This is a genomic window from Telluribacter humicola (genome assembly GCF_017355935.1).
Classification (GTDB): domain Bacteria; phylum Bacteroidota; class Bacteroidia; order Cytophagales; family Spirosomataceae; genus Telluribacter; species Telluribacter humicola.
On record NZ_JAFIQT010000004.1, the window covers coordinates 59,610 to 79,121 of the forward strand.

Annotated in this window: 16 protein-coding genes; 7 read left to right on the forward strand and 9 right to left on the reverse strand. The window is 46.7% G+C overall.

Annotated elements, in window-relative coordinates:
• Positions 1-4: 4 nt before the first annotated feature.
• Entirely contained in the window at positions 5-817 is an 813-nt protein-coding gene (locus JUB14_RS18370) for a helix-turn-helix domain-containing protein (protein ID WP_207508215.1), read from the forward strand.
• Here the strand turns inward: JUB14_RS18370 and JUB14_RS18375 are convergent.
• The 6 genes from JUB14_RS18375 to JUB14_RS18400 all read right to left on the reverse strand — a co-directional run bounded on the left by JUB14_RS18375 (position 814) and on the right by JUB14_RS18400 (position 10,686).
• Positions 814-1,974 (reverse strand): glycoside hydrolase family 26 protein, encoded by a 1,161-nt coding sequence (locus tag JUB14_RS18375; protein WP_207508216.1) that lies wholly within the window; start codon positions 1,972-1,974, stop codon positions 814-816. The two genes, JUB14_RS18370 and JUB14_RS18375, sit on opposite strands and share 4 nt — an antisense overlap.
• Positions 1,975-2,070: 96 nt before the next feature.
• Positions 2,071-3,162, reverse strand: coding sequence for an IPT/TIG domain-containing protein (locus JUB14_RS18380; protein ID WP_207508218.1), 1,092 nt, complete (start codon positions 3,160-3,162; stop codon positions 2,071-2,073).
• A gap of 79 nt (positions 3,163-3,241) precedes the next feature.
• Positions 3,242-4,810: a RagB/SusD family nutrient uptake outer membrane protein gene (locus JUB14_RS18385; protein WP_207508220.1), complete on the reverse strand. Its 1,569-nt coding sequence runs from the start codon at positions 4,808-4,810 to the stop codon at positions 3,242-3,244.
• Positions 4,811-4,916: 106 nt separating this feature from the next.
• Positions 4,917-8,138 (reverse strand): SusC/RagA family TonB-linked outer membrane protein, encoded by a 3,222-nt coding sequence (locus tag JUB14_RS18390; protein ID WP_207508223.1) that lies wholly within the window; start codon positions 8,136-8,138, stop codon positions 4,917-4,919.
• Between the two features lie 90 nt (positions 8,139-8,228).
• Complete coding sequence (locus JUB14_RS18395) at positions 8,229-10,004, reverse strand: tetratricopeptide repeat-containing sensor histidine kinase (RefSeq protein WP_207508224.1); 1,776 nt, start codon at positions 10,002-10,004, stop codon at positions 8,229-8,231.
• 34 nt (positions 10,005-10,038) lie between these two features.
• Positions 10,039-10,686 (reverse strand): response regulator transcription factor, encoded by a 648-nt coding sequence (locus tag JUB14_RS18400; RefSeq protein WP_207508226.1) that lies wholly within the window; start codon positions 10,684-10,686, stop codon positions 10,039-10,041.
• A gap of 496 nt (positions 10,687-11,182) precedes the next feature.
• On the opposite strand from JUB14_RS18400, the gene JUB14_RS18405 reads away from it, so the two are divergent.
• From JUB14_RS18405 to JUB14_RS18415, 3 genes are all read left to right on the forward strand, one after another.
• The gene (locus JUB14_RS18405) at positions 11,183-11,407 is read left to right on the forward strand and encodes a hypothetical protein (protein WP_207508228.1); all 225 of its coding nucleotides are present in this window, start codon (positions 11,183-11,185) and stop codon (positions 11,405-11,407) included.
• An 18-nt stretch (positions 11,408-11,425) separates the two neighbouring features.
• Positions 11,426-11,890 (forward strand): TlpA family protein disulfide reductase, encoded by a 465-nt coding sequence (locus tag JUB14_RS18410; protein ID WP_207508229.1) that lies wholly within the window; start codon positions 11,426-11,428, stop codon positions 11,888-11,890.
• Positions 11,891-12,486: 596 nt separating this feature from the next.
• A complete protein-coding gene (locus JUB14_RS18415; RefSeq protein ID WP_207508230.1) occupies positions 12,487-13,299 on the forward strand; it encodes an alpha/beta fold hydrolase in 813 nt (270 codons plus the stop codon).
• A 150-nt stretch (positions 13,300-13,449) separates the two neighbouring features.
• Here JUB14_RS18415 and JUB14_RS18420 read toward each other — a convergent pair whose 3' ends face one another.
• The 3 genes from JUB14_RS18420 to JUB14_RS18430 all read right to left on the reverse strand — a co-directional run bounded on the left by JUB14_RS18420 (position 13,450) and on the right by JUB14_RS18430 (position 17,146).
• On the reverse strand, positions 13,450-14,883 hold the full coding sequence (locus JUB14_RS18420) for a serine hydrolase domain-containing protein (RefSeq protein ID WP_207508231.1): 1,434 nt from the start codon (positions 14,881-14,883) through the stop codon (positions 13,450-13,452).
• Between the two features lie 303 nt (positions 14,884-15,186).
• The gene (locus JUB14_RS18425) at positions 15,187-16,008 is read right to left on the reverse strand and encodes a helix-turn-helix transcriptional regulator (protein ID WP_207508232.1); all 822 of its coding nucleotides are present in this window, start codon (positions 16,006-16,008) and stop codon (positions 15,187-15,189) included.
• Between the two features lie 268 nt (positions 16,009-16,276).
• The gene (locus JUB14_RS18430) at positions 16,277-17,146 is read right to left on the reverse strand and encodes a 3-keto-disaccharide hydrolase (protein WP_207508233.1); all 870 of its coding nucleotides are present in this window, start codon (positions 17,144-17,146) and stop codon (positions 16,277-16,279) included.
• Positions 17,147-17,385: 239 nt separating this feature from the next.
• Here JUB14_RS18430 and JUB14_RS18435 point away from each other — a divergent pair, with 239 nt between their 5' ends.
• The 3 genes from JUB14_RS18435 to JUB14_RS18440 all read left to right on the forward strand — a co-directional run bounded on the left by JUB14_RS18435 (position 17,386) and on the right by JUB14_RS18440 (position 19,417).
• A complete protein-coding gene (locus JUB14_RS18435) occupies positions 17,386-18,159 on the forward strand; it encodes a hypothetical protein (protein WP_207508234.1) in 774 nt (257 codons plus the stop codon).
• A 43-nt stretch (positions 18,160-18,202) separates the two neighbouring features.
• Positions 18,203-18,331 carry a hypothetical protein gene (locus JUB14_RS27915; RefSeq protein ID WP_262897618.1) on the forward strand — a complete coding sequence of 43 codons (129 nt, stop codon included), beginning with the start codon at positions 18,203-18,205 and terminating at the stop codon, positions 18,329-18,331.
• 195 nt (positions 18,332-18,526) lie between these two features.
• On the forward strand, positions 18,527-19,417 hold the full coding sequence (locus tag JUB14_RS18440) for a ThuA domain-containing protein (protein WP_207508236.1): 891 nt from the start codon (positions 18,527-18,529) through the stop codon (positions 19,415-19,417).
• Positions 19,418-19,512: the final 95 nt, after the last annotated feature.

A 19,512-nucleotide genomic window follows, 5' to 3' on the forward strand; every position in this document is an offset into this window, starting at 1 on the left:
GCCGATGGAATATAAAGCGAAATATATAACAGACGATATCAAACTCTCCTGCTACGAAGACAAGTTCTTCAAATCAGATATTATGTTTGAGCACCATATGCTGATTTGGTTCATTTCGGGTGAGACAAAAATCGTTCAGACTAATGCAACCTATGTATTCAAAGAAGGTGATATCTTTTTAATTCCGAGGAATCAACTGGCAACGATTATAAATTATCCAAAAAACAGCCAACCTCATAAAACAGTAGTAATGCACTTGACCACAACCAGATTAAGAGACTTTTATGCAAACCATGACGTGAAACCCAAAGTATTAGAACCCCAAATGATATATTCTTATAACAACCACCCTCTACTGGAAAGTTGTTTAGCTTCACTGATACCCTACTTTGATATGGAAGAACTTCCCGAAGATATTGCATCCTTAAAAATTACTGAAGCTATTAGTATCCTTAGGGCAATTGACAAAGGAATAGACAATATTTTGGCAAATTTTGAAGAACCCGGAAAGATTGATCTAGTAAGTTATATGGAGAATAACTTTATGTTCAACTTACCATTGGAGAAATTCGGATACTTAACGGGGCGGAGCCTAACTACATTTAAACGGGATTTCAAAATTGCATTTAACAAGACGCCACAACGATGGCTTACACAAAAGCGGTTAGAACTAGCACACTATCAATTTATCCAAAATAAAAAGAAGCCAATTGATGTTTGCTATGAAGTTGGATTCGAAAACCTATCCCATTTCTCATATGCTTTCAAAAAACATTTTGGCTATGCTCCAACCGAATTAACTGGAAAATTACCTTAGAAAAACAGGAACCTTCTGCGTCGGTACAAGTGGGGTAAATCAGTTTCGAATACGGTATATTCATCTTTATAGAAATTTAGGAAGTCGGGTACACTCGTATGCCCCGGATAGGGCGCGTAAAAGTGGGTAGCACTTCGCGAATCGTTTCGCCACACCAGCACGTAGGCGAGCTGCATTTTTTCTGCTTTGAGGGATTTTAGCAAAGAACCCGTCCACCAGGTCGTATCGGGAATGGATTCCAGGCCGGTCTCGGTAAAAGCCGCCAGTTTACCGGCTTTGCGGGCGTAGTCCGAAACAATTTTAAGTTTGGCAATACCTGCCGGCATATTATAGCGGCCGTTACGGCCGAAATCGCCGTAATTGTCCATGCCTACCATATCCACCCAGGCATCGCCGGGGTAGCGTTCCAGGTATTCGGCTTCAGTTTTGAAAAGTGCATCTGGTGAAAAAACGTAAATGAAATTATGTACGTTCAGGCTATCGCACAGGTACGAAACCGTAAACTGCCAGAGTGACCTGTATTCTTCGGCGGTGCAGTGTGGCTTTCCCCACCAGAACCAACCGCCGTCCAGCTCATGAAAGGGACGGAAGAGCATCGGCACCAGCTTGCCGTCGGCGCCCCGAACCGAATTTGCCAGGCTGCCTATTGTATGTAAAATTTCCTTGTATTGCTCATGGTGCGAGCCGCCTGGTATCAGGCTAGCCACCGCCGGAGCAGAAAGAGAGTCTTTCCAGTAAAAGCCCGTTTGGGGAGTTACCGGATTGGAGAAATGCCATGCTACGGTCGTTACGCCGCCCCGGTTGTAGGTATCGACGATCTGGCGGCGAAGCGATTCCTTGGCCTGCTCGATGGCTTGGGGCAGACGCCCCGACAAACCGCTAAAATCAACCCCAATGACCGCAGGGTGCGAGCCTGTTACAGATTTAACATCGGAGCGGTCGGCCTCTCCATTCCAGCCGTGGCCGTATTCGGTGGCGTGCTGATGGCCGAAGAGAATCTGTTTTCGGGCTAGCCTACCAAGATTGTAGTACAGGGCTTTGGTTTCGGGGGTAGCTTTGGGATCGATTAGCCGGGGACGGGAAGTGGCCCCTACCGAAACGGCGGCCAGGTTGAAAGCCAGACTTAGCGAAGTCAGAAGTAGAAAAAGTCTATTCATAGTAGAAGGATGTGTCTTGATCTAGTGAATCAAGCCTGCTTTACAAGAAAAAACCCACAGCCTTCGGGATAGATGACTGTGGGTATAAGTGTACTGTTATTTGACTAACATGATATTATCAAAATAAAACGTTTCGTCTTGTTTGTCAGGCCCTTTGATCCGGAAGCCCACCTGCGTTAGCTTCTTGCCTGGTAGCCAGAAATCCATGTCAGAAAGCTTAATTTTGAAGTAGTTCCACACGCCGGCTTTCACATCAATCCGGTTGGCTTCTGTGTAGTCGCCAAATCCGCCCTTACCGGCATCGGTCGTTACGTAAAGCGAGTAATCGGCCGAAGCTCCCTTAATCCAGCCTGTGATGTAGGTATATTCTGGCGAGTAGGCAATGGGCTGCGACCAGTTGGATAGTCCGGCTAAGTGCCAGTTACCTTTCTGGTAGGTTTTCGTCAATGAAGCAGTACCGTCTTTCTTTTCCTTCATAGTTACGGTAGCGGCGTCACCCCAGGAGGCGTTCTCGAAACCCGTGCCGAAAGTATCTGTGAAAATCTTATACGCCAGATCCATGTTCACGAATTCCTGCCGGGAGCGTATCCGTCCCGTACTGTTGGTTATGCTCAGAGTACCCCGGGTAAGCTTGGTGGCGGGCATTTGAACAACCAGTTGCTTTTTATCTTTAGATATGATCGTGGCAGGGTCCGAAATTCCTTTTACCGAATCGGCCACGGCTACGGCTGTCACATCATCCAGATTGTTACCCGTTAGTGTAATTACCGCGCCTTCGGTGAAATTGTATTCCGATACGTCAGTTACCGAAGGATACGCCAACACCCTGAAAGCGATGGTAGTCGACTTGCCGGCGCTGTTGGTGAATGTAATGTTCTGTACCCCGCCCGACGCATCTGTGGGTACGCGGAAGATCAGCGCCTGATCGGTGTTGAGCGTAGGTTGGAATCCTGCGGGAACATCCTGCTTTTCGAAGGTGATCGTGCGCATGTCGCCGAGGCCGGTGCCCATGAGAGTCACTACGCTGCCACTGGCGGCAGAGTCGGGCATGATTTGGGTGGCGACAGGGGTACCTGCCTCGAATCGTGGCGTTCCGTCCGTATCTTCCTCACAGGAAGTGAGTGCCAAACCGGCCATCAACATCAGTGCGCCCAGGCCCGCAACTCGGTTGGAATTAGGTAATTTCATATGATTTGAAAATTTGCATGTTAGAGGTGCTTTCCGGCAAAGCCTATTCATAGGGCTCTAACCGGAAAGCAACCGAAAATCAATTGTAGTAGGGAACAGGCTCTTTGCTCAACTCGGGGTCCTGCACGATTTCTCCGGCAGGAATGGGCAGGTACATCTTATCCTCAGTGAAGTTCGTGATGTAATTAGCTCCCGTGACGGTCCCCCGGTTCTGCTTCTCGATGATGGATTTCGCTTTAGCATAACCCTGGCGCTGAATGTCGTACCAGTAGTCGCCTTCGAAGGCAAACTCTACCCGACGCTCGTGCAGAATATCGTCGAGCGTGAAAGAAGTCCGGGCAGGTAGACCGGCCCGTTCCCGCACCAGGTTCAGGGCCTCGAGAGCTTTGGCATCGGTAGTGGAAGCGGCGACACCCAGGGTAGCTTCGGCATAGATCAGCAGTACATCGGCGTAGCGGAGTAGTACCACATTATTTCCTGAGTTCTGTCCCAGGACTGGATCACCGCCAAAACTCTTGCCGGGACCAGCGAAGTACTTGGCAATGTTGGAGCGGGTCGCATTGAGGCTACCTCCATCGGCAGTCGGCTGAATGGTGTCGTAACGGAAGCCATTGGCCATGAACTCATTATACTTAGGCGCATTAACACGCTGAGGTTTCCAGCTTGAATTGATCCAGCCGTGCTCCATTACCGACCATTTCCGGCGCAAATCCCCAAACTCGTATTCCTGCAAAATGTCCAGCGTTGGGATGTACATTTCCCAGGCATCTGCTTCGGCCGTGCGCAGGGCACCCGCGCCCCGGTCGGGATTTTTTAAGTTACCCGTACCCCAGGGATCCTGAGAAAACTGGTGTTGAATAGAAAATAGCGACTCGGGATTATTGTTCATGCTCATTTTGGTGAACATGCCGTTGTAGTCACTCACCAGGCTGTACTTACCCGAATTGATGACCTCCTCAGCTTTTGCCTTGGCGTTGGCGTAGTCTTTGGTGTAGAGGTACAGTTTCGCCATCATACCCTTGGCCGAATATTTTGTCACGCGGCCCGGTACGTCAGTTTCGGGCAGACCCGCTTCAGCCATTTTCAATTCTTCCAGCGCAAAACGGAGCACGTCTTTCTGCAAATAGCGTGGAATATTGAAATTGCCGGACAGAGCAGTTTCACCCGGATCGGTAATGATGGGAGCCGCCCCCCAGGTGCGGGCAATGTAGAAAAACACCATCCCCCTAATGAAATGGCACTCGGCAATGGCCGGGTCGAGGTAAGCTGCTCCGCCGCCGGTGGCTTTTTTCTCCTCAAAAGTTTTGATCATCACGTTGGCGTAGCCGATGATCTTGTAAAAGGCACCCCAGGCCGCCCCGATACGGTCAGAAGCCGACGAAACTGTGAAGTTGAGGTACTCGACATCGGTATAGGTGAACATATTGCCACCCATGACGTCGCCGATGGCATCCTGTGCACGGCTTTCGTAGTTGCGCCAAGGCAGGCCACTGTATAGGGTGCTGGTGGCCCCCCGCACTTCTTCAGCGTTGTTGTAGTAGTTGCCGGTGGTGGTACCCGACAGCGAGGGCCGCTCGATGAAGTCTTCCTTGCAGGAAGCCAGCACCAGCACGGGTAACAGTAGGGCTATGAATGGTTTGAGTTTCATCTTATATACTATTTTAAATCTTTTCTTTACTTGAATTTTTACTATTAAGCGCATTGCAAGCGCGCCATCCAGGGGTTCGCGTTACGAACACAAACCAGCCGCTTTCTTAGAACTGCAGATTAGCACCCACAGTGAAGGTACGGGGATTGGGATAGTGCCCCGTGTCCACATTCATCAGCTTGATGCTGTTGTTGAAAGAACCGATTTCGGGATCATAACCTGAGTACTTGGTGAACGTCTTCAAATTCTGGATAGACGCATAGATACGTACATTCGAAATTTTTGCTTTGTTCAACAACGATGCGGGCAGGCGGTACCCCAGCGTGATGTTCTGGATCCGGGCGAAGGATGCATCCTCCACGTAACGATCAGACATGGCGGTGTTGTTCTTATTGGTGTTCGTGAAGCGGGGCAAGGTACCGTTGGGATTAGCTTCAGTATAGCGATCGTTCACGGTTGTCATCTGGTTGGTGTAGGCATTATTTAACCCTTCCAGCTGCCAGCGCAGGAAGTTGAAAGCCTTGGCCCCCTGGCTTCCCTGCAAAAACAGAGAGAAATCAAATCCACTATAATTAAGTGTATTGGTCAGGCCCCAGCTGAACTTGGGTAGCGGGCTACCGATGAAGGTATAGTCCTGAGCGTCGATTTTGTCATCTCCGTTGATATCCTTAAACCTGACATCGCCCAACCAAGTTTCGGTCTGATTGACATTGTAGCCGAATTGGGGCAGGCTATTGTCCAGATCTTCCTGGGTACGGAACAGCCCGTCGGTCACAAGGCCCCAGAACGAACCCACCGGCCGGCCGGGTGTGGTGTGCGTGATGAGGTAGTTATTGTAGTACACCTTGCCATCAAGTGCCGAAGCCGCGCTGGCAGCCTGATCGTAGCTGTTGGTGAATTGCGTAAAGACGAGGTTGGTCTTCCAGGTAAAGTCTCCCTTCTTGATGTTCGTCGTCGTGATGCCGATGTCCACACCCGTGTTGGTCATTTGCCCGGCGTTGCCCAATGGCGCTTTCAGGTCGTCCCACTGATCACCTACACCGATGAGGTTTGGACCGGTGAGGAAAATAATCATGTCAGAGGTTACTTTTTTATATACGTCAATGGTCGCATCGATGCGTCCACCCAGGAAGCCAAGATCAAGTCCCACATTGGAAGTTTTCACCGATTCCCATTTCAGGTTCGGGTTGGGAATACCGTTGATCATGTTGGAAGAGCCGAAGCCCACCGGACCGGAGAAAAACTGTACGGCACCCACGTAGGCCGGGTTGGGAGCGCCGCTTGGGAAGTTCTGGTTACCCACCACCCCGTAGCCCAGGCGCAGCTTGGTAAAGTTGAGTACGTTGCTGATAGCTCCCTTCATGAACTTCTCATTCGAGATTGTCCAGCCCGCCGATACGCCGGGGAAGTAGCCCCAGCGATTGTTGGGGCCGAAGTTGGAAGAGCCGTCGGCCCGGAAACTGGCCGAAAGCGAGAAGCGCTCGTCGTAGGTGTAGTTGGCGCGGGCAAAATAAGATTCCATCGCCCATTGGCCTTTTCCACCACTTAGTCCCCAGGTAGTCTGGTCGGCGCTACCCGTGTTGAGGTCGAAGATATTGGCCTGCAAATCCACTTTGGTACCCGAAATGCCCTGGTAGTAGGAATTTTGCGCCTGGTGACCTAAGGTGCCCTGAATGCCATGCTTCTTGAAATACTTGTTGTAGCTCAGGTAATTGGTCAGTGACCAGTAGTAGCTGTCCGAGCGCGAGTCGATCAGCTTGCTGCGGAAGGAGGTACCCCCCACGTTGCCCGCCTTCTGGAAAGCCTCGTTGTTGTTTTGTCCCAGTGAGTAGGACAGTTCGTTGCGGAGTGACAGGTCTTTCAGCAATTGGAATTCTGCGTATAAGCTTCCAAAAATGGTATTGGTAGTCTTGTTATTGCCCCTGAACTGGCTGTTACCTACCAGGTTGGCATTGTTATACTGCACCCCGCCTATTGTCTGGCCACCGCCCCAAGATCCGTCCAGGTTTTTCACGGGTGTGAGTGGACTTGTAGAAGCACCCCACCAGATGGTACCCTCAGCCGCATCTGCTAATGATATATTCTGGATACTTCGCGACACATTGGCGCTCAAGCCTACTTTGGCCCAGCTTTTCAACTGCGTGTCCATACTGAACCGCGAAGAGTACCTCTTGAAATCCGACCCGAGCAGAATACCCTTGTTATCAAAATAGTTGAGGGATAGGTAATAGGTAGTTTTGTCGCGTCCCCCCGAAAAGCTCAGTTGCTGGTTATTAATTGCGCCGCGCTGAAACATAGCATCCTGCCAATCGGTACCAGGACCGAGTAGCTCAGGATTTTTGAATTCATCGGCAACTGGATTGCCAATGATAGGCAGTACTTCATTCTGGTAGCGGGCAAAGTCAGGTAGTTTCATCAGATCCAGACGCCGGGCCACTTCCGATATACCCGTGTACATTTCGTAAGTTATTTTGCCTTCACCCGACCTGCCTTTTTTAGTAGTTATCAGAATAACCCCGTTGGCCGCCTGCGAACCGTAAATGGCCTGGGCGGAGGCATCCTTCAAGACGTCGATGCTCTCGATATCATTAGGGTTCAGCATGGCCATTACACTGTTGCCAGTTTGACCATCGCCACCGCCCAGACCCGCGTAGCCTGTGCTGGATGACGTATTGCCGCCCACGAAGGGTACCCCATCGATTACAAACAGTGGATCGTTATTATTAATGGACGTTACACCCCGTACCTTGACCGACACACCGCCGCCGGGCTGGCCACCATTGCTGGTCACGGTGACCCCGGCTGCCTTACCCTGCAAAAGCTGGTCAACGCCTGCCGCCGGTATGTCCTTGATATCCGTTACCTTCACTGTGGTAATGGAAGAAGTTACATCGGCCCGCTTCGAGGTACCGTAGCCGATCACGACTACTTCGTTAAGAGTGCGGTCAGCAGGTACCAGGGTGACGTTGATGGTCGTGCGGCTGCCTACTTCTACCTCCTGGGTGGTCATCCCGATAAACGAGAACACCAACACATTAGCACCAGCGGGCATATTGATGGTGTATTCACCATTCACGTTGGTCGTGGTACCCATTTGCATTCCTTTTACGGAAACCGTTGCACCCGGTAACGTATTGCCCTGGTCGTCCGTAACAACCCCTTTTATAGTTGCTTTTGCATCAATCAACTTATCTGCTTCAGCGGGCGTCACTTTGGCCAGTATCGGTTGACTTTTTATGGGCCTGGCATTGGTCGGGAGCTGGGCCTGTGCTGTGAGGCTTAGCCAACCACTCAGGATCAGGCATCCCGAAAGCACATGTTTCATCATAATCAAAATATTAATAGTTAACTTAATTGATAGATTTAATAGGCAATGAAACTTTTACTCTGTAAATAGTTAATTTTCAACGTAATATAATTAGGTACTTAAGCTCGTATCAGCCAGCTTTTCTATGGGTAGTGAGATCATTACGGAGGTACCCTTACCAGGTTGGCTCTGCCACATAACCTGCCCACCCAGAAATGCAATGCGGGAATGGATATTAGCAATACCGTTTCCGGCGAGTGATTCCTGTTCGAAATCCGCCCCACTCCCATCGTCATCCACACTAATCAGGGTTGTTTCGTTACTGGCCATGACCTGTACGGTTATAGTGCGGGCATCTGCATGCTTAAGGGCATTGTTCAGTAGTTCCTGCACGACGCGATAGATCATCACGGAGGCTTCGTTGCCCAGAGGGGGGATCTCACCGTAATGTTCCAGCACCAGTTTTGTCTCGTTGACCAGATTTAATTTTTGAACCAAATCTTCCAGAGCCGGAATAAAACCAAACGTAGAAAGCGAATAAGGTCTTAAATTACTGGAAATCAGACGCGTCTCGGTGCAGGCTTCGTCCAGAAACTGGTTCAGCGTCTCCTTGACTCTGAGCGGCAACTGCTCCTGGTGCGCCTCAACAAAGAGTTTGATCCGGGATAGCTGTATGCCCAGTCCGTCGTGCAGGTCGCGGGCAATGCGGCTGCGCTCGCCTTCCTGTCCTTCGATCATGGCACGAAGCGATCTCAATTCCAGCTCACGGATCTGCTGCTGGGCTATTACCGTTTCCTGGTGCGCGATCAGCTTCTGCTGACGGCGCAGAAACACCAGGGCACCTACCCCCAGAATACTTATAATCAGGCCCGCTGCCAGCATAGAATTCACGACCCGCTGGGTACGGTTTTGCTCTTCAATCAATTTTTTTTCTACGGCCAGCGTATTGATCTGACTTTCGTACTCCTGCAGGCGAATGCTCTTAGTCTGCTCGGAGGTATTGAACCGATTAGCATAATCGAGCGTCTTCAGCGAAGCTTCGTAAGCCTTTTCGTAATCGCCCATTCGTGAATAGCTATCGGCTGTATGTCTGGATAATTCCCGCAGCATCGACAGATTATTCTCTGATTCAGCTATTTCAAAACTCTTACGATACGATTCAATGGCTTCTCTGGACTCATTTCTAAACTGATGCACCAGGCCCAGGTAAAAGTGATTCAGGGCAACGAGCCAGTTGATTTTCAGCGGCCGGGCAATACTCAGGCTCCGGTTGGCAAAGTATTCAGCAGAGTCCGGCATTTTAGCCCTTGAATAAGTATTTGCCAGCAAATTCAGAGCGTATGCCTGCGACTGAGGCTGCTTGTATTGTGCGCTCAATCGTTCTGTCTCGCGCAATTGAGTAATCAGATCCGATGGTATAGGCTCTTTTTTCTGGGCTATGTTAGCCAGCCCCAGCCGGCTCTCGATTACTTTAGGCATATTTTGCGTCCGTTCAAAGTATTGCCTGGCTTTCGTAAGGTACTTTTCAGCAGTTCCCTGCATGAAATAGTCGTGCGTATAGTAATCACCTATAATGCTATATTCACTATAATAGCCCAGTGAGTCACCCAGCAAACCGTAATAGTGCAGCCCCTGGTAATAGGCATCCAGTGAATACTTATTGTACCCATACTGCTGGTGATACAATTGACCCAGATGATCGTACAACTGAGCCGCCTGTTCATATTTTTTACTTTGCACCAGCTGGGTAATTTGCTTTTTCACACTATCCACCGACGCCGAATCAGCCATAGCCATCCGTGGCTGGCTCTCACTCCGTGACGCTACCAGGGTCAAGGCGAGAATCCAACCAAATGAAAGAGCATCACGCAGGGTAGCAAGTTTCATCCAGGCATTTAGGTAATTCAAATCAAAAGAACGATCAGGTAATCAACTTCATCTCCATGGCGGTCTTAATCAAAAGTGCCGTATTGGGTGCTCCAAACTTCATCAGCAGACTGCTACGGTGAAACTCCACTGCCTTAGCACTCACAAACATCTGAGCCGCCATCTGCTGGGTGGTCAGTCCCTGAGCCATCAGCGCCAGCACCTCCGTTTCACGGGGCGTAAGATTGGGTTTCATGGCCACTCCGGTTGAAGATTTACGGCCTTTCGGCTCATCGTTCAGAAGGATATTCGTTATGGTATCGTTGAAATATTGCTTCTTCTCATATACGGCCTTGATCGCCTCGATTAGCTCTAGCTTGGTAGTATTTTTCAGCAGGTACCCTTTGGCTCCCTTTTTAACCACCCGCTTGATCAGACTGGCATCATCGTGCATCGTCAGCGCCACTACCCTGGTTTCCGGAAAAGTGTTAGATATATATTCACACAGGCCAAGGCCTGCCTCAATGTTGGGAAAAGAAATATCCAGCAGCACTACATCGACTACGGTCTGATCCAGCCGTTCCATAACCGACTCCTTGCTGAAGCAGCGCTCGGTCACTGCTATATCTGGCGATCCAGAGATGAGCGACTCGATACCCTCGACAAAAACATTGTGATCATCAGCAATAAGTACGCGTATCATGACAACTGGTAGGGCTTATGAATCGTAGGCAATAACAATCAGATTTACCTTTTATTGGAGTAAAGAATAAATATGACTTTGACCAAAATTTAGATTATCCTCTTGGACTTTGTTTTGCAAAAATAGGACTATTAGGCAAGGGGTGTACTAGTAAAAACCCTAATAAATTAAGACTTAGGGCTTTTACTAGACTTTGTAAAAAGACTTGATATATGTCCTTACGTGCTTTATCCGAAGAAAATAATCCCAACAACAAATAGTCTACCTTTCGAAACAACGCCCTACCAACTATTAAAAGCTTTGGTTTCTCCCTTGACATATCCCCCTTACTTTTGGTTCAATTGTTTGGATATTTTCATGATTTACTATGCTTGTGATAACCAGCATTTCACATAAGCAACTGCCGCTTGCTCTTTTATTTCCACCAAAACTGCTTTAATCAGTTTGTGCAGATGCTCATTGGAAATTTCTTCGGAGAGGAAGGTATAGGGGTGATTTGTTCAGAGACCAACTGCTGAATTCTCTCAAAGTAAGAGATGAAATAGCTGAGGCTCCCTACCAGTACTACATAAACAAAGTCCAGCACCTGAGCCACCTGATTGATTTGGAAACGGATAAGGTGAATGAGACGAAGATGAGTAGTATTTTAACCGCTTACCGAACCAATAAGTATGGCTATCCGGAACTGTACCACCGCCAGCTTATTAAGGTCGTGGCGTAGAAATACATTGTACAGAAAATGGCATATAACGAATTGCAGGATGGCGCGAACCGGGATCGTAAGGAAGTATTTACGCAGCTAAGTACCTCACTCCTGTTCAGTGAGCAGGATCGCGCCTTTTTGCTAGCCCGAGAAGTGAGACGTATCCGGCATTACTATCCCCAAGAGGACTTACTGGCTTTCTTCCAACAGTACGAATCTCTGGTAAAGGATACCTCCCTGACTCACTGGGAAAAGTTTGCCCTTGATCTGGACAGTAGCCGGAATGAAACCGGGTGGGTAGTACTAGCCGACGCCAAGGGAAACAAACTTACGCTGGATGATATCAAAAAACGGCACGCGGGTAAAGTTATCTACTTGGACTTTTGGGCCAGCTGGTGTGCTCCCTGTCGAGCAGCTATGCCGGCATCAGCCGGTTTGCGGGAAGGGCTTAAAAATAAACAGGTTGTCTTTGTGTATCTGTCTATTGGTTCCAGTCCTTAACTGTGGCATACAGCCAGTACTCAGGAGAAACTGGATAAGTACCCTTGAAACTACCTGGTAATACATCCTAAAGCTTCGGAATTTCTTAGGAAACAAGAGCTAAACGAGATTCCCCACTACATGATATTTGACAAAAAAGGAAGGCTTACTTATGACAAAGCTCCCAGAGTCGAAAGCGGCGAGATAGTCCTACTTCTAACCCAACTGACCTACAGGCCATAAGTGTAATGTACTAATCAAAAAAACGGCCAATTTAATGTATAGAACTTAGTGAATAGGTTGCTCACCATCAGAGGGAATAACACCCTGGCAAACAGAGCTGTTTGTTACAACAGGGAATTGCAATAGAAAAGCAAAAGGCGAGACTTATTATCTAAACTGTTAAATGACAATGTTTAAGCTATAACTAGAACAGGCACTGCCTCCATGTCTTAATAACATGCGGCTTTACACATTTGTATTTGATAGATTATCGCATTAGCACGGCATGTATAGGACTACATAGCTTTAACCTAATAATATGGGCATTCTGCACATTACTGATGAATCTTAGGCCTATATTGAAGCTTTATATGATTATTATACTCGTTCTTTCCATGGAACCATTCAGACAATTACTTTTGGCTGTCCTTCTACTTGTGGCTATGAATGCGAAGGGGCAGCTGCTGGATACATTAATTGATGTTAAACCCTACAAACTTCATTTCAAAATCTTAAAAGGGAAGCATTCACCAATACTTTTTGAATCAGGTGGTGGGCTTGATGCCTCACAATGGGATTCGATAGCTACTGCAGTCCACCAACAGCTTCAGGCCACAGTGATAACTTACGATCGAGCTGGTTTTGGTAGAAGCAGTATTGATACTACCAATTATAATATCATACAGGAAATCAAAAGCTTAGAGAGTGCCCTTAAAAGCTTCGGTTATCATGACGCTAATTTTCTTCTGGTAGGACACTCTCTGGGTGGATTTTATAACCGCGTATTTGCAGCGCGACATCCAAAACAAGTAAAAGGAATTATTTTTCTGGACCCACGGATTCCATCCTACGAGGATAGGAAGTTCGCCAGAAATTACTTCAAGACTCTTAGCCGTAAAGATTTTGAACCTGACTATGTGAGCTTGTACTACCTGCTTGCAAACATGGAAAGTACCAGTGAGTATGTAGGACAGGTGCCGCTATCCTCTATCATCCCTGTATTAAATATAATGGCGGAAACAGGGCCTTTTACGGAAGAAGCTGAAAATAATAGGTTTAAAGCTGACCAACGCAACATGGTTAATGCATCTAAAAATAGAACGTTACTCTTTGCAAAAGGCAGTTCACACAATATTCCCTATGATAAACCTGATTTAGTTATTGAGCAAATAATAGATTTTTATGGGAGACTTCTCATGAAGAATTGAGTTACTTTCACTATGTAATCTACTAACATAGACTACTACTTATTTCAAAATAGTATCGTCTGTCAATTTCAAAGTGATTTATCAAAAGGGTAACCAGCAAGAGATACTTTTAAACATTATATTTATACTAGAATGAGACACAAATGAAGGTTATTTGTTGTCATTTAGCAGTACAGCCGGCAGAATATAGTCAGTCATCATCTTATCTACCTGGGCGTGGCCGTAGGGGGTACCATACGCGGTGGCCGTAACTACCACCACCAGTGGCTGATCTTTGAAAACATAAATTTTATTACCACCATTACCGGCACAGTAGAAGGTTTCGTACTCCTGGCCTTGTATGTTATACTTCTTGTTCCAGAACAAGTAGCCGTAATATTCACCGGTCCGGCCCGGAATAACCTTATGCTTAGTGAAAGTTTTTTGTACCCACTCTTTAGGTAATACTTGTTTACCATTCCACTGGCCGTCATTTTTGTAGAGCTGCCCGTATTTGGCAAAATCCAGGGCATTCATCCGGATACCTCCGGCTGTATTAGCTACCTTTTGCGGGGTGTACTGCCACTTGTAGTTCGTTATGCCTAGTGGTTTGAAGAGTTTAGCATCGGCATATTTTTCTAAACCACCCGGTACTCTTTTATCAATAATATCTCCCAGCACTACCACTCCGGCGGTAAAATACTGCCATTCCCCTTTGGCTTTAGCGGTATCTATTGGTAAGTCCATGGCAAACTTCACCCAGTCCGGCTTTGGGTACATACGCTCTTCGTTTCCAGCCGACTCCCGTTGATCGTCATTGCCCGCAAATACCGAACTCATGGTGAGCAGATCTTTAAGGGTCACTTCTTCTTTCTTATCAGCATAGTTCGAAAACACTTTCAGGTTATAAAATTCGTCTAATCGCTGGTTTTCGTTTTTCAAATAACCATCTTCCATAGCTAAGCCGGCCGCGGTAGAAGCAAACGATTTCCCTACTGAGCGTACATCGTGCAGGGTGTTCCGATTAGCGTTGTTAAAATACTCTTCCAGCAGTATTTTACCGTTTTTGAGTACAACTACACTGGTTATATCCTTAAACACATACTCATTAATTTTTCCTTTTAGCTCTTTTAGTTTGTTTACATCCAGTTTCTCCATTGATACCATTAAGTCACCATAAGGCTGAACGGTATTCAGAGAAATGGTAGAAATATCAATTTCCGGGTCGAGCTTTACGTCCATCGCCAGCTGACCTTCTGCGACTATATCTCCTCTTATCAGTTCCGGCTCTATAATAAAAGGACGAATTTCAATTCTAAGGCGGTGCTTACCGTCGGTAAGGGCTTGCTGGCCGCCGTTTCGGAGAAACAAATTCCAGATTGATTCCCCATACCGGCGCTGCCGCGGCCAGGCAATGAAAGGTTCTTTCAGGAGGGTTTGGGTATGTTTTAAGTCGTTTTCGATATTATTAGGGGGCAGGTCGCAAACATAAATAAGCGCCTCATCTACATAAAAAGAAAATTGGTAACTCCCGATGTTAGCTAATTCTTCGACTGACTTACCAGGAGCCAAAGCTGACAAATTTTGCATTAGTGGCTTTTCCATAAAAGCTGCCATAAACAACTGGCTCCGGTTCGTAAACTCGTAAGAAGTAAGGAAGTCGGCTCCTTTTAGCGCTTCTTCCGGTATATCTTGCGCAAAGAAAGTTATACGACCCCTATTGGCTTGGTGTAAGGCTGACGTAGTGCCAGCAGGTTGTACAGAATTTTGTAATTGACTCCACCCGTTTGAGGTGCAGGCTATTAACAAAACAGCGATTATCAGAATATTCTTCATAATATTAAGCCTCTTAGGTCCGTTTATGAGGCTCAAAGGTAGAGACCCGCTATCTGGAAAAATAGAACAGAATTAACATGGCCTATGGCTATCGAAAAGGTTTCGGAAGTGGAAGGGCGTAGTAGCGTTCAGGTTTTTAAAGCAGCGAATGAAGTGGCTCTGGTCAGCAAAGCCACAGGCGTAGGCTATATCAGTTAAAGATAAGCTTCTATCGGGCAGCAAAGCCAGCGATTTTTGAATTTTGATCCGGCGGATGTATTCGCCAAGGGTGCAGTTAAAGTACTTAGAAAAATCGCGCGACAGGTGAACTGGATGTATATCTAAGGTTTGGGCTAAGGCTTGCAGATTCCAGCTTTCAGAGGAGGTATCGTGCAACATATCTCGTATTTTGGGAACCCAGGTCGGTAATTGTCGGGCCATGGTTTCCTGTGCCTGTGCCAGTCGGCCTAAGGTTTCCAGCAGCAGGGTCTGAATGGCCAGAGAACTAGTGGTATCGTTGATTTTGGTTTCCCTGAATATTCTATATAGTAGTAGTTTCAGCTCCGGATTTTGAAGTTGTAAGCTGCCTTCTACTGCCTCAAAATTAATATCAAGCGCTTTAAACCATGTGTGCTCCAACTCTATATGAAAGCCACGGGTAAAACCCGGTGGCTTTATATTGTAATGGGCTTCCTGCCAGTTATGAAACAGCAAACTACCTGCTCCACAGTGGTATATCTCTTTTTTGTTGCCTTCCACCACCTGCCCCTCCAGGATAAATGTAAAATACGCATTCTCGTGGTAATGCCAGTCTACCTTCTCCTGCGTGTACTCCGTTTCTGTTAGGGTAATGCCCCCCAGCCGAATGGTTTCATTCGTTTGCCCGTAAAATTGCCCAGTCGTGAGGTTTTGCATGTGTTTTGTGCCTCTTGAGAAATGGATAATGCTGAGAATTGAGGCACCTTTGTAGCGACTTAACTGCGAAGAGATGACCAAACAGTTCACGGAACAGATAGCAGGGGCCTTCCCGCATTTCTCAGTGGGATACAATATCCTGCTTTTTAACTTAATACGAAAGCATAATCCTGGCGAAATCGTGAATGGCCTGATTAATTAACCAGACTCTTTCAATCAAAAACAGATAGTGATGGATCTTTAATGTGATAATAGTATCCTGTTACTATTAGAACAGTTGCGCATATTCCTTAGGCAACGCATTTAGCTTTTTGATACGGATATCACGATAAAACACCTCGGCCGCCTCGCTTTGCAATTGAATTTTTCCACTGGTCATTGGTACCTCTTTTCCATCCGGCTGGATGTAACGAGAGTTTTTTAAGACCATAACTACATGTCCATTGACGATATGAATACTCTTTCCTTCAAAACAGATAAGTTCTAAGGTAGTCCAGTCTCCGACAGGGCTTTCGTAATTGCCCGAGCGAACACAGTAAAAATCACTACCGCTTTTAAACTGTCTGAAGGGCTGCTTTTGATCAGCCACACAATTCATGGTCCCTTCTGACTGGAATGCACGTATATCAATGGATGAATTAGCTTGACACCAGAAATCACCCATGTGCCCTTCCATTATCTGGAATTCTTGAGAAAGCATCCATGAGCGCCAATATTCCTTCCCTGCTTCACCAATAGAATGATAAAGAATACCCGAATCACGCAATTTATCTTTACGGGGTACATACTTATCCTTACCCCATTTTACCTGAAGTTTCAGATGATAATTTTCGTAAGATTGACGGGTAAATAGACACCCGTAAACTTCGCCACTTACCCGTAATACTGGACCAGACTGCTCATTAATTATTGAAAACACATGGCTCTCATCTTTATTATAACCTATGGGCTCAATAGGATTTCCTAAATCATCTTTTGGTACACTTCCATTATACTTTGTACTATGGCGATAACTCAAGTACCGTTCCCATTGAGTCAGATCTTTGTCAAGTAATGACACCCATTCATCCGGCTTTTGCATAGATGAAAGCATGAAAAAGGAAACAATAATCGCAGAATAAAAATAGAAGCGTTTCATAAATAATGACTATACAGGTTTTTATAGCTCAAAACTAACGGGTAGTAATATGCCTGTAATTGTAAAAGTCTATCAAGTCTTTGTATATTCGAACATATACACTAATGCGGCAAGATTTGTATAAATGTACCTTTTAGGTGTAAGTGAGCCATTTACATATTAATTATTCCACTTATCCTAAATGTTACGTAGGTATTGAAGGTGATACTAACTTTAAGCTATACACCAGATCTCATCCTATGACATTCCGTCTACAGCCTTCTGAGTCCTCTGATACTGAATACCTTGCTCCACTGAATGAACATTCAGCCTTTCCTGGTCCTTGGATTGGTGGTGTAAGTCTCATTTTAGGTCCACTACTGATCCTTACCGGTGCACTTCTCCGCATTCAGTTTCATTTCTTTTTCCCCCAACAATTAGCTGCATTTGAAAACCACCCCGCATTGATCACAGCCGCTTACAGTCTTTATTCACTCGGTAATGTTATCCTGTGTTTTGGCATTCTGTTTTTAGTGGCGGTTATTGGGAAGTGGAATCGTGTATGGGCTAATTGGGCTGGTGTGTTGGTCTTAACAGGCCTTTTTACACGTACCTTTCATGCTGGTATCGATCATATGGCCTTTCAACTGGTGAATGTCCAGAATCTTGAATTAGCAACTAAGGCAGTTTCTGATTCCTATCGGGCATTTCACGTTTTCCGGTATTTAAATGGTTATATCATGTTAGGATGGATTTGCATAGCCATCGCATCCTATCGTTCTCGCACTCTTAGCTTATTTAAAGCAATCGCACTGGGCATGATGGTCATGGTTCCATTTGGAACATTAAAGGGTACTGAAATACGGGCAGTGGGAATCCTTGGCCTATGCATAGCGTTGGTTCCATTTGGTTTTCGTGTGCTAAGGCAAGCACCACCACTTAGCAGACGGGCTAAAATCTGGGTGGCTATCTTTATTGTTGTAGAGCTTATTTTCATTCCACTCTCAATCATATATCCGGCCCTTATGAATTAGTTGACCCCTACTTCCACAGTTGCTTCACCCAACCCCGTTGCTGATGAAAAAGGGAACCGCTTTTATGCTTTTGCATATAGAGCACGGTTTCTTTAATCACCGGAATCAAACTTACTACAACGAAACGGTTCAGCAGACGGATCGATTCTTAAAGTCGCTGGGCTATTTGTAGTTGCTCTCATGCCAGTAGTACTATAACATTCGAAAAGGAAGTAAGGGAAAAGGAAGATGGGTATTACTATTCCTAAAGAATGGTTGTACAATTTGGAGATTTTGTTGTTAATTGCCATTGCTAACCACCATTTTCTGCTTCAAAAGGTGACTCTAAAAACCAGTACTATCTACACCTAACTCTACTTTGGGCTTAATGAACAGGATAACCAAAATACAACGACGGTCTCTCTTCGGGTTGCTGGTGCTGACTGGTATCGGCTTGCTTACTGCTTTTACCTACCAGGCTCCCACTCTACAACCCAAAAAACCTCTCGTCGTTTTTGTCGCCGGTGACCACGAGTACGGCGGCGAACAAACGCTGCCTCTGTTGGCGGCAGAGCTGGAAAAAAACTACGGTTTCCGAGTCATAGTACTTAAGTCCTACCCCGACCAGAATGCCGAAAAGGACATCCCTGGTCTGGAGGCCCTGCGCGATGCTGACCTGGCGGTATTCTTTTTGCGGTGGCGGCAGCTCCCCCCCGACCAGCTCAAGTACATTGACGAGTATCTTAAGTCCGGCAAACCTGTCATGGGCTTCCGTACGTCAAGCCACGCCTTCAATTACCCCGCTGGGCACGAATCAGAGGTATGGAATGCCTTTGGGGAGCGGGCCTTTGGAACGCCTCCCGGCTGGGGAAAAGCCGGCCATACGCATTACGGGCACAACAGTACTACCGATGTAGCGGTCGTAGAAGCAGCGGCCAAACACCCCGTCCTCACCGGAGTAAATCCCAAATTTCACGCGGCCTCGTGGCTGTACCGGGTCAGGCCCGACTATCCACCCAAAGATGCTACTGTACTTCTGATGGGTACTTCCGTAAATCCGGACAAGGCTGCCATCGAAAATCCCGTAGCCTGGACCTGGAAAAACAAGGAAGGAGCCAAAGTATTCTTTACAACCCTGGGTCACCCCGAAGATTTTCAGCAGGAAGGTATGCAACGCATGACGATCAATGCCGTACACTGGTTGCTGGATAAGCCCGTACCCAAAAAATGGAAGGGCAAAATGGATATCAATGTACCCTATCGGGGAATTGTTAAATAATATCGTCTTATTCCCGACCGGAGACCAGTACTACTATCCGGTATGTAGCCTGATATCAAAGAATTTTCTCATACAAAAAGGTAAACAGCATTCTT

What these genes read in the sequence shown, in the direction of transcription:
- JUB14_RS18370 (WP_207508215.1), top strand. Translation starts at nt 5, where the DNA reads ATGGAATATAAAGCGAAATATATAACAGACGATATCAAACTCTCCTGC.
- JUB14_RS18375 (WP_207508216.1), bottom strand. Translation starts at nt 1,974, where the DNA reads ATGAATAGACTTTTTCTACTTCTGACTTCGCTAAGTCTGGCTTTCAAC.
- JUB14_RS18380 (WP_207508218.1), bottom strand. Translation starts at nt 3,162, where the DNA reads ATGAAATTACCTAATTCCAACCGAGTTGCGGGCCTGGGCGCACTGATG.
- JUB14_RS18385 (WP_207508220.1), bottom strand. Translation starts at nt 4,810, where the DNA reads ATGAAACTCAAACCATTCATAGCCCTACTGTTACCCGTGCTGGTGCTG.
- JUB14_RS18390 (WP_207508223.1), bottom strand. Translation starts at nt 8,138, where the DNA reads ATGATGAAACATGTGCTTTCGGGATGCCTGATCCTGAGTGGTTGGCTA.
- JUB14_RS18395 (WP_207508224.1), bottom strand. Translation starts at nt 10,004, where the DNA reads ATGAAACTTGCTACCCTGCGTGATGCTCTTTCATTTGGTTGGATTCTC.
- JUB14_RS18400 (WP_207508226.1), bottom strand. Translation starts at nt 10,686, where the DNA reads ATGATACGCGTACTTATTGCTGATGATCACAATGTTTTTGTCGAGGGT.
- JUB14_RS18410 (WP_207508229.1), top strand. Translation starts at nt 11,426, where the DNA reads ATGGCATATAACGAATTGCAGGATGGCGCGAACCGGGATCGTAAGGAA.
- JUB14_RS18415 (WP_207508230.1), top strand. Translation starts at nt 12,487, where the DNA reads ATGGAACCATTCAGACAATTACTTTTGGCTGTCCTTCTACTTGTGGCT.
- JUB14_RS18420 (WP_207508231.1), bottom strand. Translation starts at nt 14,883, where the DNA reads ATGGAAAAGCCACTAATGCAAAATTTGTCAGCTTTGGCTCCTGGTAAG.
- JUB14_RS18425 (WP_207508232.1), bottom strand. Translation starts at nt 16,008, where the DNA reads ATGCAAAACCTCACGACTGGGCAATTTTACGGGCAAACGAATGAAACC.
- JUB14_RS18430 (WP_207508233.1), bottom strand. Translation starts at nt 17,146, where the DNA reads ATGAAACGCTTCTATTTTTATTCTGCGATTATTGTTTCCTTTTTCATG.
- JUB14_RS18435 (WP_207508234.1), top strand. Translation starts at nt 17,386, where the DNA reads ATGACATTCCGTCTACAGCCTTCTGAGTCCTCTGATACTGAATACCTT.
- JUB14_RS27915 (WP_262897618.1), top strand. Translation starts at nt 18,203, where the DNA reads ATGAAAAAGGGAACCGCTTTTATGCTTTTGCATATAGAGCACGGTTTC.
- JUB14_RS18440 (WP_207508236.1), top strand. Translation starts at nt 18,527, where the DNA reads ATGAACAGGATAACCAAAATACAACGACGGTCTCTCTTCGGGTTGCTG.